This window comes from Actinacidiphila sp. bgisy167, assembly GCF_057707665.1.
In genome coordinates, this window is the sequence record NZ_JBYIQP010000114.1 from 1 (window position 1) to 15262 (window position 15262).

The following is a 15262-nucleotide window of genomic DNA, read 5'->3' on the forward strand; positions in this document are numbered from 1 at the left end:
GGACGGGGGAGCCGGTCCCCGCGGGGGGGAGGACCACGGCCGTGCGTCAGGCGGCCCCGACGCGCCGAGCGACCTCCTTGCCCTTGGCGGCCGCGTCCTCCAGCGCCCGGGCCCACGAGGCCTCGGCCAGCGGGACGAGGTCGGCCATGGCCGGGTTGGACGCCGCCGCGGTCAGCTCGGGGACGATGAAGTCCAGATCCAGGCCCATGTACTCCCCGAGGATGGACCGCAGGTAGTTCTGCACGTACTCGGAGTTCTCCCGCGGGGTGCCCGGCGCGTACGAACCGCCGCGGCTGGCGATGACGGTGACCGGCACGCCCTTGACGGTGGAGGTGTCGCCAGCCGTGCGGCCGACCATGAGCACATGGTCGATCCAGCTCTTGAGGGTCGAGGGGATGGTGAAGTTGTACATCGGGGCCCCGAGGAGCACGGCGTCGGCCTGCTCCAGTTCCTCGATCAGGGCCAGCCGGCTCGCCAGGGCCGCCTCCTGCTCGGGCGTGCGGGACGCGTCGTCGACGAAGGCGGCGGAGAAGCCGTGGACGTCGAGGTGGGGCAGCGGGTCCGCGGCGAGGTCGCGGTAGAGCACGGTGCCGTCCGGGTGCTGCTCCCGCCACGCGTCGCGGAAGGTCAGCGCGACGGTGCGCGAGCGGGAGTCGGAGCCCGGGTGCAGGGAGGAGTCGATGTGCAGCAGCGTAGCCATGTGAAGTTCCAGTCGCGTCAGATGTGTTGGTGCCCTCTGGAGGGGCGGCTCCCCGGCGTCACGGCACCGGGGGCTCGGTGGTCCGCGCCGCCGGGGTCGAGGGGCGCGGGTCCCGCGGATCCACCGTGGAACACCTGGTCGCCGCGAGCCAAAGAAGGGATTAGTCACTAACTTTTTGTAAGTGAGCGGTGGTGGGAGCGGGGCATCGGGAGGCGCTGTGCGGTGTGGGGCCCCGCGCCGCGTGGCCTCGTGCGAGCGGTAGGGGCGAAGGCCCGGGAGGGGCGGTGGTGGGCCGCTCGGCGCATGCGTGCGTGAACACGGCGACGCCGGCACCGAGGGCGGTGCCGGCGAGCGCGGTGGGGTGTGGGCCGCGCGACGGGTCTGCTGACCGGGCGCGGGAGGGCGGCGCCGGCCGGGGTGGTCGGCTCGGCGGCCGGGCGCGTGCGCGCGTGCGGAAGGTTTTCCGGCCCCCGGGGCTCCGGGGAGGGGCGCGGGAGCGCGAGGCGGGGCGCGGCCGGAGGCGGGGCCGATGGCGCGGTTCCCGGCGGGGAGGAGGGTCGGGGCGGGGTCTCGCGAGGCGGGCGCACGCCGACCGTCTACGCGCGTCGGCTCGTCCGGTCGGCGGTGCGCCCGGGCGGAGATCGGCGCGGCTCGGCGGTGCGTCAGGTGTGGGTGCGGACGTGCGTGTGGGCGCCGCTCGGCGGTGCGTCAGTTCTGCGCGGTCGTGGTGTCCGGGGTGGTGGTGTCGTGCGGACGGCGGTGGGCGCCCATGCCGGGTGCGCCGAGAGAGGTGAGACGTTCGGTGGCGGGCCGGCCGCGATGCCGTCCGGTTCCCGGGGCGACGGCGGTCGGGGTCTGCCGGCGGCGCATCGCCACGAAGGCGCTGCCGAGCAGGCCGTTGGGTTTGGGCGTCGGGAGGGTCATGGGCATGGTTCTTCTCCGGGTCTTCGCGCCCGCGGGCGGCGGGGCGTGGGGTTCTCGGGGTGGGGCCGGGGCCGGCCGGTGCCGGGCCGTACGTGGACGGGGCGGCGGGCACCGGCGCGGCTTCCTGCCCAGGCGGTCCGGGGGCGCCGGTCGCCGGGGGGCGTGGTCCGGGCGGGGTGTGCCGGAGCCGGACCGGGGCTCAGCGGACGGGCCCGTGGCCGTAGGACCGCCAGACGGTCACCCAGCGGCCGTGGCTCCAACGCGCCAGGCGGTGGCCGTCGAAGCGGTAGAGCTTGCCGTCGTAGCCGCGCCAGTACTGCACGCGGTGCTGACCGTAGTCGTAGTGGTGGCGGGTGATCTCGTCGTGCCACCGCCAGTCGTTGGTGCCGGGGCGGGCGGGCCCCTGGTTCCAGGCCGTGCTGCCGACGGTCGCGGTCTGCCGGTCCTGGCCGGTGGGCCGGGGTTCGGCGGAGGCGGATCCGGTGGCGCCCAGCAGGGCGGTGCCGGCGAGGGCCACCGAGGCGGCGGAGGTGGCGATGACGCGGGTCCACTTGTTCATGACGGTGTCTCCTTGTGCTGTGCCCCGGGGTGGGGGGCGTCGGGACGGTTCGGCCGGTGTGCCGGTTCCCGTCGGTGGGGCGATCGCGCGGAGCCGGGGTTCGGTGTCCGGCGCGCCGCCGTCGAAATGGAACCTAGCAGATGATTGATGAGCGTCAATCGTTTGTGAGGTGTGACCATCGCCTCGCGCGAGGAATGGGGCGAAGTGGAATAACGAGGGTGGGAAAGCTGCCTGCCGCAGGTCAGATCGTTGAAAGTCACGGATTACCTGTCTTCCGTGATGGTTGGGACAGCGCTACGATCAAGGCATGGCAGCGAACGAGAACACGGTTGAGGGTGCTGCGGGCGCCGACCCGCTGGAGCAGCTCGGTTTCCTGCTGGCCCGGCACGGCGCCATCGCCAACAGCCGCGTCCAGCACGCCTTCGCCTCCTGCGGCCTGGCGCCGCGGGCGGGGGCCACGCTGATGGTGCTCGGCGGTTGCGGCTCCATGGGGCAGCAGGGCCTTGTCGCCGCGCTCGAGGTGGATCCGAGCATCATGGTCGCGATACTCAACGACCTCGAGTCCGCCCAGCTCGTCGAGCGCCGGCGCGACCCCGCCGACCGGCGGCGGCACATCGTCGGCATCACCGACCGGGGACGCGCCGTCCTGGCCGAGGCCCGTGCCGCGGTGGACGAGGTCGAGCGCGGGCTCTTCGGCGACCTGTCGGCGCAGGATGTCGCGACCCTGCGCGGGCTCCTGGCGCGGGTGCGCACCTCGCCGGGCGACCAGGTCTGCTCCGAGCAGTGACCCCCGCCCGGGAACGGGAACAGCACCTCCGGTGGCCGGAGGTGCTGGTGGTTCGAGGGCGGCAGTGACGCGGCGGGTGCTCAGTCCAGGATCACGCCGTTGTTGATGGTTCCGTTGTTGACGTTGGTGGAGTTGTTGTTGCCGACCACGATGATGATGCTGCCGTTGCCGCTGCCACTGCTGTCGGGGCGGTTGCCGTTGTGGTTCCAGCCGCCGCGCCCCCGGTCCCGGTCCCCCCAGTCCCGGTCCCCGCGGTCCCAGCCCCCGCCGTGACCGCCGCCTCGGCCGGCCTTCGCGGCGGCCGCGTGCGACTCGGAGGACGTGTCGGCTGCGAACGCGGTGGTGGGGATCAACGCCCCTCCCGCGGCCAGGGTGGTCGCGGCGGCGAGGGTGGCGAGGCGCTTGGTACCGAGGGTGCGGGCCATGATCATTGTCCTTTGCGAGCGTTGATGGGGGTTCGGGTGGTGTGTGGTGGGCCGCCCCTGGAGGCGCTGACCCGATGACTCCAGTAAGCCGGGGGCGGAGCCCGGCGTCACGTCGCTGCAATTCGGGACTTGACGGGAATCGCCGATCCGGGTAAAAGCGCCCGCGAGGTGCGTCGGCGGTCGCGCGGACCTGCGCGGGCCGGCGAAAGGAGAGGCGCGCGTGAAAGCGCCGCGGGTAGCGTCCCCGGCATGGCAGACGAGGAGTTCCGGCACCCGCGGCTGGCCGCGCTCTACGACGCTCTCGATCCCGGGCGCGACGATCTCGACGCGTACACCGCCCTGGTCCGGGAGTTCGGCGCGCGCCGGGTCCTGGACATCGGCTGCGGGACGGGTGTGTTCGCGCTGCGGCTGGCCGGCCTCGGCGTCGAGGTCACCGCCGTCGACCCGGCCCGGGCGGCCCTCGACGTCGCGAGAGCCCGGCCGGGGAGCGAACGGGTGCGCTGGATCCAGGGTGACGCCGCGGCGCTGCCGCCGCTGCGCGTGGACCTGGTGACGATGACGGCCAACGTCGCCCAGGCGATCGCCGATCCGGAGGCGTGGCGGGAGACCCTGCGGCGGGCGTTCGGCGCGTTGCGTCCCGGCGGTCGGCTGGTGTTCGAGACCCGGGACCCGGCCCGGCGCGCCTGGGAGAGCTGGAACCGCGAGGCGTCGCACCGGATCGTGGACGTCCCGGGCACCGGTCCGGTGGAGTACTGGGCGGACCTGCTCGACGTCAGCGGGCCGCTGGTGACGTTCCGCTGGACCTATCTCATCGGTGCGGAAGGGGAGCCGCTGACCTCGACCTCCACCCTGCGGTTCCACGAGCGGGCGGAGATCGAGGCGGAGTTGACCGCGCAGGGTTACGTCCTCGACGACGTGCGGGACGCCCCGGACCGGCCCGGCAGGGAGTTCGTCTTCCTCGCGCGGCGGCCGGACGGCCCGCCGTGGGCGCCGACGGCCCCGTCCTGACGAGGCGTCACCGAGGGGCCACTCGCGACGCGGGCGCCGCGCCGCCGCCCCGTACGGCTCCCGGCGGACGGGTGGCCGTACGGGGTGGGGCGCCGGATCAGCGCTGCCCGAAGACCTGACGGCGGGAACCGAGGTCCAGGAAGACCGTCTCGCCGGTGGCGTCGGCCAGGGCGTCGTTGTCGGTCACGGCGTAGACGCGCCCGTCGCCGCCCACGGTGAGGCCCTCCAGCTTCTCCTGGGTCCATCCGTTCGTCGCCCGCAGGTCCGGCAGCACGTCGTGCGCGAGCCTCTTGGGCAGCACTTGGAGGGGACCGGACGGGGCGGCGGACTGCGGCATGTCGACGGTGTACACGCGTTTGACCCTCGCGGCGGGGCCGTTCAGCTTGTCCCGCTCGATCAGGGCGAGCTTGTCGCCGACCGCCGTGATCTCGGACAGCCCGATCCAGTCGCCCGGGGTGTCCGTGGTGCCGATCCGGTAGCCGAACCAGCTCCAGGTGCCCGACCGGACGTCGTAGCGGCCGATCCGGACGACCCCGGCCGGGTCGCCCTTGACCTCCCGCTGCAGCGTGGCCCAGACGATCTCGCGGCCGTGGCGATCGGTGGTGGCGGTGACCCCCTCGAAGCCCTGCTTCGCCAGGCCCGCGGCGACGTCCGCTGGGAGCGGGACGATCTCCCGGGTCACTCCGTCGCGGTCCAGCCGGACCAGCTCGTTGCCGTCGCCGGCCGCGCCCTCGACGGCGAGCCAGAAGCCGCCCTGCGGACGGGCGTGGATGCCCTCGGCGTCGTAGCCGACCGGCTTGCCCTCGGCGTCCTTCACGGTGAGGGCCCGGGTGATGACCGCCGGCTTGCGCGAGGTGTCGATCGTCATGATCTTGGTGACGGAGTACGCGGCGTCGGTGACCGTGTACAGCTCGTGCGGCTTGCCGGGGACGGCGGACAGCGCGCCGAGCGCGCCCCAGCCGATCGGCGCACCGGTGGAGTCCGGGGCCGAGACGATGCTCGGGAACGACGGGTCGCCCTGGCCCAGCCGGAACAGGCTCACCGACGCCCGCACGCCCGTCGAGGCGTCGTCCACCTCGCTGGAGACCGCGAGCAGGTCGCGCGACGGGATCGGCAGCAGCCCCTCGGGGCCGTTGGTGGTGGCCAGCATCTGGCGGAAGACCGGGGCGGTCGGGCGGCTGACGTCGTAGACGGCGACGAAGTTGCTCCGCTCGGAGCCGACGAAGGCGTAGCGCACACCGTGGAAGGTGGCGACGACCACGCCCTCCGGTTCGGTGCCCTTCTTGCCCGCGCGGTCCTCGTCGTGCAGTCCGTAGCGGACGGCCAGGCGCTCGAAGCTGTTGCCCGCGTCCCAGGCGACCTTGCCGGTACGGCTGTCGAAGACGGTCCAGCCGCGTGTGCCGCCCTTCCAGTCGCCTTCGTTGGCGGTTGCGAAGTAGCGGTCGTCGATCCAGGTGACGGCGTCGGGCTCGCGCCGCACGTCGGTGATCGAGCCGGTCTGGTCGATGACGCCGTCATCGACGGTGTCGATGCCGCTGACGGTGGCCGTGCCGGCGCTGAAGGCCTTGGTGATCCGGCCCGTCGGCAGGTCGATCAGGACGACGCCGTTGTTCTCCTGCAGCGTCACGGCGAGCTCGTCGCGGCCGTTGACGGCGACGTACTCCGGCTCCGGGTCGGTGGGCTCCACGATCCCGGCGGCGGTCAGCGCGGGCAGCGCGCTTCCGTCGGGCCGGGTCAGCGGCACGGCCCGGGTGCTCCAGTGCCGCGGAGAGGCGCCCTTGAGATCGACGATCTGGACGAAGCCGGCCGGAGCCTGGGGCAGATCGCCCTCTTCACCACCGGGAGGGGTCGCCTCCTCGTCGCGCTCGTTCTCGATGGCGATCGCGGCGTACCGCTTGTCTTTGGTGACGGTGATGGAGTCCGGCTGGCCGCCCAGGTCGAAGCTGGTGACCCGCTCGCGGTCGCGCAGGGATATGACGTCGAGCCGGCCGGAGGGCGTGGAGTAGCCGCTGCTGGTGTTCACCACGACCAGCACGTACGGGCCGACCACGGCCACGGAGGTCGGCTCGTCCTCGGCGTCGCCGAGCTCGGTCAGCGACAGAGTGCCCAGCCCGCGCGGGGCGCCCGGGTCGCTGATGTCGAGGAAGCCGATCCGGCGGGCCAGCGCGTCGGTGTAGACGAGGGTGCGGCCGTCCTCGCTGACCGCCGAGATCTCGGCCACGGTCGCGGCGGCCGGGTCCTCGCCGGCCGGGCGGTTCTGGAAGACGGGGAAGGTCGCGGTGCGCTGGAACGCCGGCGCCGTCTGCGGGTGGTGGGCAGCGGGCGGCGCCGGGCTCGCGGCCACCAGCGTGCCTGCGGCGACAGCCGCGGTCATGAGCGCGGCATGGGTTCTCTTGGGGAGCATCGTCTCTCCGTTGCGCGGACGGTCGGAGAGGCGATCGTCTCGCCATCGGACCAGCACCAGTGGGCGCCCAGGTGAACAGCGGGCGAAGATCCTCTCAGGGTGCTGCCGGAACGCCTTCCTCCACCCCGCCTATCCGCGCGACCTCTAACTAAGACCTCCTCGCCCGGCGCGGCCGGGACCGGGGAGCCGCCCGACAGCTCGTAGGCGCGGCCGATCAGGTAGCAGTCGCCCCCCTCCAGGGCCACCGGCTCCCGGACCCCGGCCACCGCGATCCGGCAGCCGCCGTGCAGCACGGCGCCGAACGTGATGTTCCGGTTGCCTGAGAAGCCGATGGCCCTGGCTCCTCGACCTCCACCCGCGCGAAGTTCGCGGCGCGCAGGTCGAGCAGACCAGGACGCCGGTCAGCGGGTCGCTCACAGATTCTCCGACGCCGTCGGCTGAGGCCGCGAGGGTGGGGGTGCTTCACCCGCTTCCAGGGTGTTTCGGGTGCTTCGGGCGCGTCCAGCGTTTCAGCGGGTGGCGGCGGCGAGCGCCTTCCGGATCTCCTCGGCGGAAGCGGGCGTCGACGCGGCGTTCGGGAAATCGCCCTGGCCGCCCGCGTACGGCAGACCGTAGACGGGGGTGCCCGGCTGGGAACGCCAGCTCTCCGCGAGGGTGCCGTAGCCGACCGCGTCGTAGCCGAGGACGTCGAGGAGTTCCGCCGCGTGGGCGACGGCCGCGGCGTCGTCGCCGGCGATCGGCAGTGCGGTCCGGTCGGGCGAGCCCTTCGGGCGGGCGAGCTCGGCGAGGTGGCGGAAGAAGATGTTGTTGAACCCCTTCACCACGTGGGCGTCCGGCAGATGGCCCTGGAGCAGCTCGCTCTCCGTGCTGGTCCCGTCCTCGAGGGCCGCGATCCGGCCGTCGCGCTGCGGATAGTAGTTTCCGGTGTCGATGACCGTCTTCCCGGCCAGCGGCGCCACGGGTACCTGGGCGAAGGCCTTGAGCGGGATCGTCACCACGACCCAGTCGCCTGCCGCGGCCGCCTCCGCCGGGGTCGCCGCGCGGGCGTGCGGTCCCAGCTCGGCCACCAGGTCGCCGAGGGTCTCCGGTCCGCGCGAGTTGCTGAGCACCACGTCCAGGCCCGCGGCGACCGCGAGCCTCGCCACGGTGCCGCCGATGTGTCCGCTGCCGATGAGTCCGAGAGTAGCCATGTAGAGCGCAACCCCGGCCCCGCGGGTCTGATTCCGCCGGGCCGCAAAAAGACGGCAAAACGGGGGGAAGGCGGGTGACCGTCCCCCGCCCGGGGCCCGCGCCCCGGGCGAGCCCGCCCGGCTGCTCGGCTGCCGCCCGCACCGCGGCTCCGCGAGAGTGCCGTCGGCAGCCGTGCCGCGGGAAAGGGCCTGACAGGGCGTCGTGGGAAGGGCTAGGCTCCCCGTGATGACGAATCACTCTCCTTTCCGATGGGGGGTCCGTTCCGCGCCAGGTGAGTGCTGATGCTCACTCAGATCGCGAACGAGGACGCCCGCCTCTCCCTCTGGCTGAGCGTGCGCGAGTACGCCGTGCCGCCGTCCATGGTCGAGACCGCGACCGCCCGCCGCAGAACCGGTGACTGGGCCGGGGCGTGCGCCGCCGCCGGCATCGACGTCGACCTCGACCTGCGCTCCCTCGCCCGTACCCGCGGCCGGGAACTCGCCGCCCGTATCCGGGCCGACCTGCGCCATCTCGCTCCCGACCTGCTGCGGTGGCACATGCCGAGGATCGCCCCCGACGGTCTGCTGCGCCCGGGCTTGACCATCTCCCTGGCCCGGTACGGAACCCCGGGCTCTGAGGGCGCCGACGACGCGCACCTCGTCGTCCGGACACCGCCCGCGTGGGCGGACGGCGGGCAGCGGTTCAGCCTCGCGCTGTGGGACCCGGAGCGCCCCGCGGCGGGCGCCCTCCACCATCCGCACGCTCGCCCGCACCGCAGGTTCCGCCTCGACCTGCACCGCCATCTGTGGGACGTCCGCAGGACCGGTGACCTGCCGTTCCGCGCCGGAGCCGGCCGCCGGCCCGCCGAACCCCCGGCCCTCCACGACCCGTGGCCGTACGTGCCCATGCCGCCGCTCCAGCGCTGCGCGGTCGACCGGTGGGAGGACGAGGCGCGAAGGGTGCTGCGGGCCGAAGGCCGGACCACCGGCGCCGTCACCGTGCGCCTGAGCTCCCGCCACCGGCTGCTCGTGCGGGTGGCGGCCGACGGCGAGGGAGCGTCCGGGGCGCGGATCACGGATGCGCCCGCGGACGGCGGGGGCGGGCGGCGGCTGCCCGTACTGCCGGACGCCGCCACCTGGGTTCCGCCGGACGTCGAGCTGCTCGATGCCGGACTGATCGGGGCCGACCGGCTCCACCCGCTGGTCGCCGCCGCGCTCGCGCCCGGGTACCGACCGTCGCACCCCTCCCGGCCCGAGGGGAGGGAGGGGCTCGAGGGGCGGCCGCGCCCAGTGGAGTGCCGGGGCGCACTGCACCGGATCGGCCTGGTCGACGGTGTGCTGACCGCGCTGGACCACGACCCTGACGAGATGCGCCGCGAGGAACTGCTGCTCGCGCTGACCGGTGTCCCGCTGCCCTGCCTGCGGGCCGTCGACCGTGCGCACCGCCGTCCGGAATCGCTCGCCGATGTACGGGCACGGCTGGACCACGGCGACGTCGCCGGGGCGCTGGCCGTCGTCGAGGGGCTGCTCGGTCCCGGCGCGGTGCTGCGCGACGGGCCACTGCGGGACGAACTGGAGGCGGCCGCCCGACGGCGCGTGGCCTACGGCCTGTTCAGGGCGGGTCTCGCCGGACCCGCTCCCGGACGGGTGCCGCCGCGCGACCCCGTCCCGGGGCTCCGCGCCCGTTCCCGCCCCGGCAGGCCGCACCCGCGGCAGCGCACCGCCCGCTGACCCGGCTGTCGCGCCGCGTCCCCGCACCCGCGCGTCCCCGCACCCGCCCGCCCCCGCACATCCTCCGCTTCACGAACCCCCGAGGTGATCACCCATGTCCACGCACGCTCCGTCCACCCTGCCCTCCGACCGGAAGGACGTCCCTCAACTCGAGGTCGCCCAAGCTCTGTTGACCCTGCTGCGGCGAAGCGCCACCGAGCCGCGCCCGGACACCAGGCTGGAGGCCCTCACCCTCGCTGTCGCGGCCGATCTGCCGGTGCTGCTGTGGGGAGAGCCGGGGATCGGCAAGACCGCGGCCCTCACCCAGCTCGCCACCGCGCTGGACCTCCCACTGACCACGGTGATCGCCAGCGTCCACGAGCCGTCCGACTTCTCGGGACTGCCGGTCGTCGGGGACGACCCCGCCGAGCAGGGCGTCCCCATGGCTCCGCCGGACTGGGCGGTCCGGCTGGTGCGGGCCGGCCGGGGGCTGCTCTTCCTCGACGAACTGTCCACCGCCCCGCCCGCTGTTCAGGCGGCGCTGCTCCGGCTGGTGCTGGAACGGCGAATCGGCGCCCTTCGGCTGCCGCCCGGGGTCCGCATCGTGGCCGCCGCGAACCCCCGCTCCTCGGCGGCCGACGGCTGGGAACTGAGCGCGCCGCTGGCGAACCGGTTCGTCCACCTCCAGTGGACCCACGACCACGACGTGGTGGTCCGCGGACTGGGCGGGACCTGGCCGCGGGCGACGCTGCCGCGACTCGACCCCGGCAAGCTGCCCGGGGCCGTGGACTTCGCCCGGCGCGCGGTGTGCGGGCTGCTCGCCGCCCGCCCGGGGCTCGTCCACCGCATCCCCACCGACGAGACCCGCCGCGGCGGCGCCTGGCCGTCCCCGCGCAGCTGGGAGATGACGCTGTCTCTGATCGCCTTCGCCACCGCGGCCGGTGCCTCCCGGGAGGCGCTCTCGCTGCTCGTCCGGGGCACCGTGGGGGACGGGCCGGGCCTGGAACTGCTGGCGAGCATGGACCGGATGGACCTTCCCGACCCCGAGGAACTGCTCGCCGACCCGGCAGGCGCCGTGCTTCCCGAGCGCGGGGACCTGCGGCAGGCCGTACTGGACGGTGTGGTCGCCGCCGTCCGCAACCGCCCGGACAAGTCCCGCTGGGACGCGGCGTGGGCCCTGCTCGTCCGGGCCCTGGAGAGCGGGGCCCCCGACCTGGTCGTCGTTCCCGCGACCACGCTCGCCTCGCTGCGCCGCGAGGACTGGGACGTCCCCGCCGTCATCGATCGCCTGGCCGGAGTCGTCACGCTGTCCCGGCGTGCCGACCGCGCGGCGGGCCGATCCGGGACCGTCGCGGCGAAGGCCGGCCGGTGAGCGAGCGGGCGCCGTCGGCGCTGGACCGTGAGAAGCTCTTCGCCGCCCGGCTGCACGCCGCCCGGGTCCGTCCGTATCTGGCGACGGCACTGTTCGCGCTGCACGTCGTGGAGTCACGGCACGTGCCGACGATGGCCGTCGACGCGTACTGGCGGTGCTACGTCTCGCCCGGGTTCGTGGACCGCACGCCGCTCGGGGAACTGGCGGGGGTGTGGGTGCACGAGGTGTCCCATCTGCTCCGCGACCACCACGGTCGCGGGGACCGCCTCGCACAGGAGCGGGGGACGGAGGGTCCGGCGGAACGGCTGCGGATGAACATCGCCGCGGACTGCGAGATCAACGACGACGCATTCGGCGAGGGGCTGGAGACTCCCGCCGGAGCGGTCCTCCCGAGTTCCCTGGGGCTGCCCGGAGGCCTGCTCATGGAGGAGTATGCCGGACGGTTCGGCATCGGACCGCTCACCCGTGACTTCGTCTGGCTGGACTGCGGCAGCGGCGCGGACGGCCTGGCGCGGGAGTGGGATCTCGGCCCGGAGGGCGGCCACGGCCTGAGCGAGCAGGAACGCGACGCTATCCGCTTCCGTGTGGCGCAGGGCATCAACGGCCGTCCGGGGCACGCGCCGAAGAGCTGGCGGAGGTGGGCCGACGAGGCGTTCCACCCGCCGCAGCCGTGGCGGGAACTGCTGGGGGCGGCGGTCCGCTCGGCGGCCTCCGCTTCCGGCGCGGGCGAGGACTACAGCTACGGCCGGCCCTCGCGCCGGTCGGCCGGGGTGCCCGGCGCCGTCCTGCCGAGCCTGCGGCGCAGACCTCCCCGCGTCTGCGTCGTCATCGACACGTCGGCTTCGGTCAGTGACACCGAGCTGGGCAGCGCGCTCCTCGAAGTCGCTGCCATCGCCCGCGCCGTGGGCGGTCGCCGTGACATGGTCACCGTCGTGTCCTGCGACGCCGCGGCACGGATCGCCCACCCCCTGTGCGGCGCCGAGGGCATCCCGCTGGTGGGCGGCGGCGGCACCGACCTGCGCAGCGGTTTCGCGCGCGCCCTGCGCCTTTGGCCCAGGCCGGACGTCGTGGTGGTGCTGACCGACGGCCAGACGCCCTGGCCGCGGTCGCGTCCGGCCTGCCGCACCGTCGTGGGCCTCTTTCCGCGCGAGGGCCGGGGCGGCTCATGGCGCGAGGACGGCCCCGACCATGTGCCGGACACGCCGCCCGCGTGGGCACGGGTGGTCGTCATCGGATCGTCCGGCGCGGCGGCGGGGTGACACCGGGCTCGGGGAGAGTATGCCGCGGACGCCGCCCGCTGACGTGCGGGGGCAGACGGAACGGCGCCGGTGGGCGCCGTGAGCGGAACGGCGCCGGTGGGGACGGCCGCGGTGCGCCACGCCGTCCCCGTCCCCGTGGCCGGGCACGGGGACGGAGGCGGACGGAACGGCCGGGCCGGAGGCGGCGACCGTGGATCAGCCGAACATGCCGAGCTGGTAGCCGCCGGCCGGCTGCTGGTTGATCACATTGATCCGGTTGTACGCGTTGATCACGGCGATGAGCGAGATCAGCGCGACCAGCTGGTCCTCGTCGTAGTGCTTGGCGGCGTTCTCCCAGACCGCGTCCGGGACGCCACCGGAGGCGTCGGCGATCCGGGTGGCCTCCTCCGCCAGCTCCAGGGCCGCACGCTCGGCCTCGTCGAAGACGGTGGCCTCGCGCCAGGCGGCGATCAGGTTCAGACGCACCGAGGTCTCACCGGCCGCGGCGGCCTCCTTGGTGTGCATGTCGGTGCAGAAACCGCAGCCGTTGATCTGGCTGGCGCGGATCTTGACCAGCTCCTGGGTCAGGACCGGCAGCGTGGACTCCGCCAGTACCTTGCTCGCCGAGTTCAGGTGCCTCATGACCTTGCCGGCGAGGGCGTGGCCGAAGTAGTTCACGCGCGCTTCCATGGTGAGCTCCTCTGTCTGTGAGTGCTGTCTGCGGGTGCTGTCTGTGCGTGCGGTTCGCAAGAAGTGACCGGGCTGCCCGGCGAGCTGTGACAGCCGGCGAAGGCGACGGGGCGGGGCTGGGTCAGGCGTCGGGGAACCGGCGGTCAGCCGCCTACGACCGCGCGTCCCGCGGCGTAGACGCGTGCCTGCTCGGCGACCCGCCGGCCGAGGTGCTCAGCGGTCGCGATGTCCGCCTTGTGGACCTCGTCCGCGCCGACGTCGGTGTGCGTCTGGGCGCCCGCGCCGAGGTAAATGCCGAGGCGGTTGAGGTCGTCCTCGGATGAGGCGGTGCTGTTCCAGCCCGGGTGCAGGCCGAGGCTGACCCAGGTCATGCCGTGCTGTGCGGCGAGGATGGCGAAGTACTGCAGCGTGTGGAGCTTGTCGCCGCTCTTGGCGCCGGAGTTGCTGAACCCGGCGGCCAGCTTGTTCTTCCAGGAGTGGACGGACCAGCGCTTGGAGGTGGTCTCCGCGAACTGGTGGAAGGCACCTGACGCCGTGCCCATGTAGGTCGGCGAGCCGAAGACGATCGCGTCGGCGGCGTCGAGCAGTCCCCACTGCTCCTCGGTGATCTCGTCGACCTTCACCAGGTGGACGACGGCGCCGGCTTCCACGGCGCCGTCCCGCACGGCCTCGGCGAGAACGGTCGTGTGGCCGTAGCCGGAGTGGTAGGCGATCGCGACGACGGGTGTGGTCATGGAGTGTCCCTCCTGCGGTGGTCATACGGGCCTACGAAGGGCCCTCACGACCTCGACCGGGCGGCACCCGCCGCTATGACACCCGCCGGCCCGTCTGTGACCAGGAGCACGTCGCCCGGCGGTCCCGAACGGACAGGGGACCGCCCCGGCGACGGCCATCACAGCGGGCCCAGCACCTCACCGGGTCCGGCTGCCAGTTCGAGGGTCTCCAGCACCGTGAGCAGTTGCCGCTCCTCGTAGCGGAAGTGGTTCTCCATGATCGCGGCGATGCCCTCGAGGTGGCGGGCAAGCTCCTCGGGGGGTGCGGCACCGGCGACCGCGGCCTGGAGCCCGCCGAGCAGGTGCCCGATCATCGAGTGATCCTGCTGGAGCGAGCGCAGCACCGGGCGCAAGCGAGGGTGCGAAGCCGCCAGCGCAGGGAACAGGGTGCGGTCCTCCCCCTGGTGGTGGGCGTCGAGAGCCGCGCAGAAGCCGTGGCAGTACAGCAGCAGTTCCCGCGTGGCGGCCTCACCGGGCGTGCCGTCGGCAAGGGCCGCGCGCGTCACGGACAGCGCTTCGCGCAGTCGGTGGTGCACCCGACGGAGTTCCTGGCTCCAGGCGACGAGCCTGGTCGTCTCGCGCTCAGTCACGCGAGAGCGAAGGGTACGACGCGTGCATCGTCGGCCTCCTTCGATCCGGCGCCTCCATGCCTGACACGGTCTGCCACCGGCACGCGACGTTGGCCGAACGATACAGTGCCCGGCGCCCCGCCGGTACTGCTCCGTCCCGCGTGCCGGAAACGACCGGCGCGACGCCTGGTGAGTGCCTTGGCGGGCTGCGAGAGCCGTGCCGCCCCCACGGGCTTCCCCCGCCCGGTCGGGGCGACAGGGGTACGGGCGCGCCCGACACGCGGGAGGCCGCCGGACGGCTCGGGTGGAGGGGGGCGCCGCGATACTGCGGCCATGCGCGTCGACTGTCGGTGTCCTGAACGAGGCGGGCGCTCAGCCCGCTGCGGACCCGGGCGATGACAGTCTCGGGCATCGCCTCCAAAGTGGCGAGCTCGTCGACGTGGGCAAGCGCGGCACGGTTGAGGGTGTCGCGGCCTACCGCGCTCACCTAAAACGCATCCACCGCCGCCGCGGTCCCGCCACCCCTGCCGGAGCGACCCGGTGCGTGCAGCGCCGGTACGCGACCTGCCCACGCGGGTCGGGGTCTACTCTGCCCGCGATGTGTCTGTTTCCGGAGGTCGGATACCGGCTGGTATGGCAGAAGCTGACCGCGCACTGGCGGGCGCCGGGCTGGAAATTGCGTGGCCGTCCACGAAGGCTCTGCGCGACCTGCGTCGCAGGGTTGGTTCGGCGCCTGTCCATCGCTTGTTCGAGGTCCTCGCCGGCCCGCTGGCGCGGCCGACCACTCCCGGCGTGCGGTTCGGGCCGTTCCGGACGGTCTTCTTCCACGGCTGCAGCTCGATCAAGCGCCCCGACAGCGAACGGAACGTGGACCGCTTCGGACCGCAAAGCCGCGGCGGCTACGCGGTGCTGGAGCTGATGACCCCGGTGGAGA

General features: G+C 73.8%; 15 protein-coding genes. 6 read left to right on the forward strand and 9 right to left on the reverse strand.

What is annotated here, in order from left to right:
- Nucleotides 1-46: 46 nt before the first annotated feature.
- The 3 genes from AC3ET4_RS28380 to AC3ET4_RS28390 all read right to left on the reverse strand — a co-directional run bounded on the left by AC3ET4_RS28380 (nucleotide 47) and on the right by AC3ET4_RS28390 (nucleotide 2183).
- The gene (locus AC3ET4_RS28380) at nucleotides 47-700 is read right to left on the reverse strand and encodes an FMN-dependent NADH-azoreductase (RefSeq protein WP_431954399.1); all 654 of its coding nucleotides are present in this window, start codon (nucleotides 698-700) and stop codon (nucleotides 47-49) included.
- A gap of 708 nt (nucleotides 701-1408) precedes the next feature.
- Nucleotides 1409-1624 carry a hypothetical protein gene (locus AC3ET4_RS28385; RefSeq protein ID WP_431954401.1) on the reverse strand — a complete coding sequence of 72 codons (216 nt, stop codon included), beginning with the start codon at nucleotides 1622-1624 and terminating at the stop codon, nucleotides 1409-1411.
- A gap of 199 nt (nucleotides 1625-1823) precedes the next feature.
- The gene (locus AC3ET4_RS28390; RefSeq protein WP_431954403.1) at nucleotides 1824-2183 is read right to left on the reverse strand and encodes a hypothetical protein; all 360 of its coding nucleotides are present in this window, start codon (nucleotides 2181-2183) and stop codon (nucleotides 1824-1826) included.
- Between the two features lie 307 nt (nucleotides 2184-2490).
- Between AC3ET4_RS28390 and AC3ET4_RS28395 the strand changes: the two genes are divergently transcribed.
- Complete coding sequence (locus AC3ET4_RS28395) at nucleotides 2491-2970, forward strand: MarR family winged helix-turn-helix transcriptional regulator (RefSeq protein WP_431954405.1); 480 nt, start codon at nucleotides 2491-2493, stop codon at nucleotides 2968-2970.
- Nucleotides 2971-3050: 80 nt separating this feature from the next.
- Here AC3ET4_RS28395 and AC3ET4_RS28400 read toward each other — a convergent pair whose 3' ends face one another.
- Nucleotides 3051-3395 (reverse strand): hypothetical protein, encoded by a 345-nt coding sequence (locus AC3ET4_RS28400; protein ID WP_431954407.1) that lies wholly within the window; start codon nucleotides 3393-3395, stop codon nucleotides 3051-3053.
- A 249-nt stretch (nucleotides 3396-3644) separates the two neighbouring features.
- Here AC3ET4_RS28400 and AC3ET4_RS28405 point away from each other — a divergent pair, with 249 nt between their 5' ends.
- Nucleotides 3645-4403 (forward strand): class I SAM-dependent methyltransferase, encoded by a 759-nt coding sequence (locus tag AC3ET4_RS28405; protein WP_431954409.1) that lies wholly within the window; start codon nucleotides 3645-3647, stop codon nucleotides 4401-4403.
- 97 nt (nucleotides 4404-4500) lie between these two features.
- Here the strand turns inward: AC3ET4_RS28405 and AC3ET4_RS28410 are convergent, their stop codons facing one another.
- Both AC3ET4_RS28410 and AC3ET4_RS28415 read right to left on the reverse strand, forming a co-directional pair.
- Nucleotides 4501-6807, reverse strand: coding sequence for an esterase-like activity of phytase family protein (locus tag AC3ET4_RS28410; RefSeq protein ID WP_431954411.1), 2307 nt, complete (start codon nucleotides 6805-6807; stop codon nucleotides 4501-4503).
- Nucleotides 6808-7316: 509 nt separating this feature from the next.
- A complete protein-coding gene (locus AC3ET4_RS28415; protein ID WP_431954425.1) occupies nucleotides 7317-8225 on the reverse strand; it encodes an NADPH-dependent F420 reductase in 909 nt (302 codons plus the stop codon).
- A gap of 54 nt (nucleotides 8226-8279) precedes the next feature.
- On the opposite strand from AC3ET4_RS28415, the gene AC3ET4_RS28420 reads away from it, so the two are divergent.
- From AC3ET4_RS28420 to AC3ET4_RS28430, 3 genes are all read left to right on the forward strand, one after another.
- Nucleotides 8280-9707: a hypothetical protein gene (locus AC3ET4_RS28420; RefSeq protein WP_431954413.1), complete on the forward strand. Its 1428-nt coding sequence runs from the start codon at nucleotides 8280-8282 to the stop codon at nucleotides 9705-9707.
- 94 nt (nucleotides 9708-9801) lie between these two features.
- Nucleotides 9802-11058, forward strand: a complete 1257-nt coding sequence (locus AC3ET4_RS28425) for an AAA family ATPase (protein WP_431954415.1) — start codon at nucleotides 9802-9804, stop codon at nucleotides 11056-11058.
- Nucleotides 11055-12317: a vWA domain-containing protein gene (locus AC3ET4_RS28430; RefSeq protein WP_431954417.1), complete on the forward strand. Its 1263-nt coding sequence runs from the start codon at nucleotides 11055-11057 to the stop codon at nucleotides 12315-12317. Before AC3ET4_RS28425 ends, AC3ET4_RS28430 begins: the two co-directional genes overlap by 4 nt.
- Before the next feature lie 195 nt (nucleotides 12318-12512).
- Here the strand turns inward: AC3ET4_RS28430 and AC3ET4_RS28435 are convergent, their stop codons facing one another.
- The 3 genes from AC3ET4_RS28435 to AC3ET4_RS28445 all read right to left on the reverse strand — a co-directional run bounded on the left by AC3ET4_RS28435 (nucleotide 12513) and on the right by AC3ET4_RS28445 (nucleotide 14349).
- Nucleotides 12513-12986, reverse strand: coding sequence for a carboxymuconolactone decarboxylase family protein (locus AC3ET4_RS28435; RefSeq protein WP_431954419.1), 474 nt, complete (start codon nucleotides 12984-12986; stop codon nucleotides 12513-12515).
- A gap of 143 nt (nucleotides 12987-13129) precedes the next feature.
- The gene (locus AC3ET4_RS28440; protein WP_431954421.1) at nucleotides 13130-13720 is read right to left on the reverse strand and encodes a flavodoxin family protein; all 591 of its coding nucleotides are present in this window, start codon (nucleotides 13718-13720) and stop codon (nucleotides 13130-13132) included.
- Nucleotides 13721-13878: 158 nt separating this feature from the next.
- Nucleotides 13879-14349, reverse strand: coding sequence for a hemerythrin domain-containing protein (locus AC3ET4_RS28445; RefSeq protein WP_431954423.1), 471 nt, complete (start codon nucleotides 14347-14349; stop codon nucleotides 13879-13881).
- 612 nt (nucleotides 14350-14961) lie between these two features.
- Between AC3ET4_RS28445 and AC3ET4_RS28450 the strand changes: the two genes are divergently transcribed.
- Nucleotides 14962-15262 (forward strand): transposase domain-containing protein (locus AC3ET4_RS28450; protein ID WP_488175968.1); only part of this gene is annotated, 301 nt, incomplete at its 3' end.

Coding starts and splice junctions, on each gene's coding strand:
- AC3ET4_RS28380 (WP_431954399.1), bottom strand. CDS start 700: ATGGCTACGCTGCTGCACATCGACTCCTCCCTGCACCCGGGCTCCGAC.
- AC3ET4_RS28385 (WP_431954401.1), bottom strand. CDS start 1,624: ATGACCCTCCCGACGCCCAAACCCAACGGCCTGCTCGGCAGCGCCTTC.
- AC3ET4_RS28390 (WP_431954403.1), bottom strand. CDS start 2,183: ATGAACAAGTGGACCCGCGTCATCGCCACCTCCGCCGCCTCGGTGGCC.
- AC3ET4_RS28395 (WP_431954405.1), top strand. CDS start 2,491: ATGGCAGCGAACGAGAACACGGTTGAGGGTGCTGCGGGCGCCGACCCG.
- AC3ET4_RS28400 (WP_431954407.1), bottom strand. CDS start 3,395: ATGGCCCGCACCCTCGGTACCAAGCGCCTCGCCACCCTCGCCGCCGCG.
- AC3ET4_RS28405 (WP_431954409.1), top strand. CDS start 3,645: ATGGCAGACGAGGAGTTCCGGCACCCGCGGCTGGCCGCGCTCTACGAC.
- AC3ET4_RS28410 (WP_431954411.1), bottom strand. CDS start 6,807: ATGCTCCCCAAGAGAACCCATGCCGCGCTCATGACCGCGGCTGTCGCC.
- AC3ET4_RS28420 (WP_431954413.1), top strand. CDS start 8,280: ATGCTCACTCAGATCGCGAACGAGGACGCCCGCCTCTCCCTCTGGCTG.
- AC3ET4_RS28425 (WP_431954415.1), top strand. CDS start 9,802: ATGTCCACGCACGCTCCGTCCACCCTGCCCTCCGACCGGAAGGACGTC.
- AC3ET4_RS28435 (WP_431954419.1), bottom strand. CDS start 12,986: ATGGAAGCGCGCGTGAACTACTTCGGCCACGCCCTCGCCGGCAAGGTC.
- AC3ET4_RS28440 (WP_431954421.1), bottom strand. CDS start 13,720: ATGACCACACCCGTCGTCGCGATCGCCTACCACTCCGGCTACGGCCAC.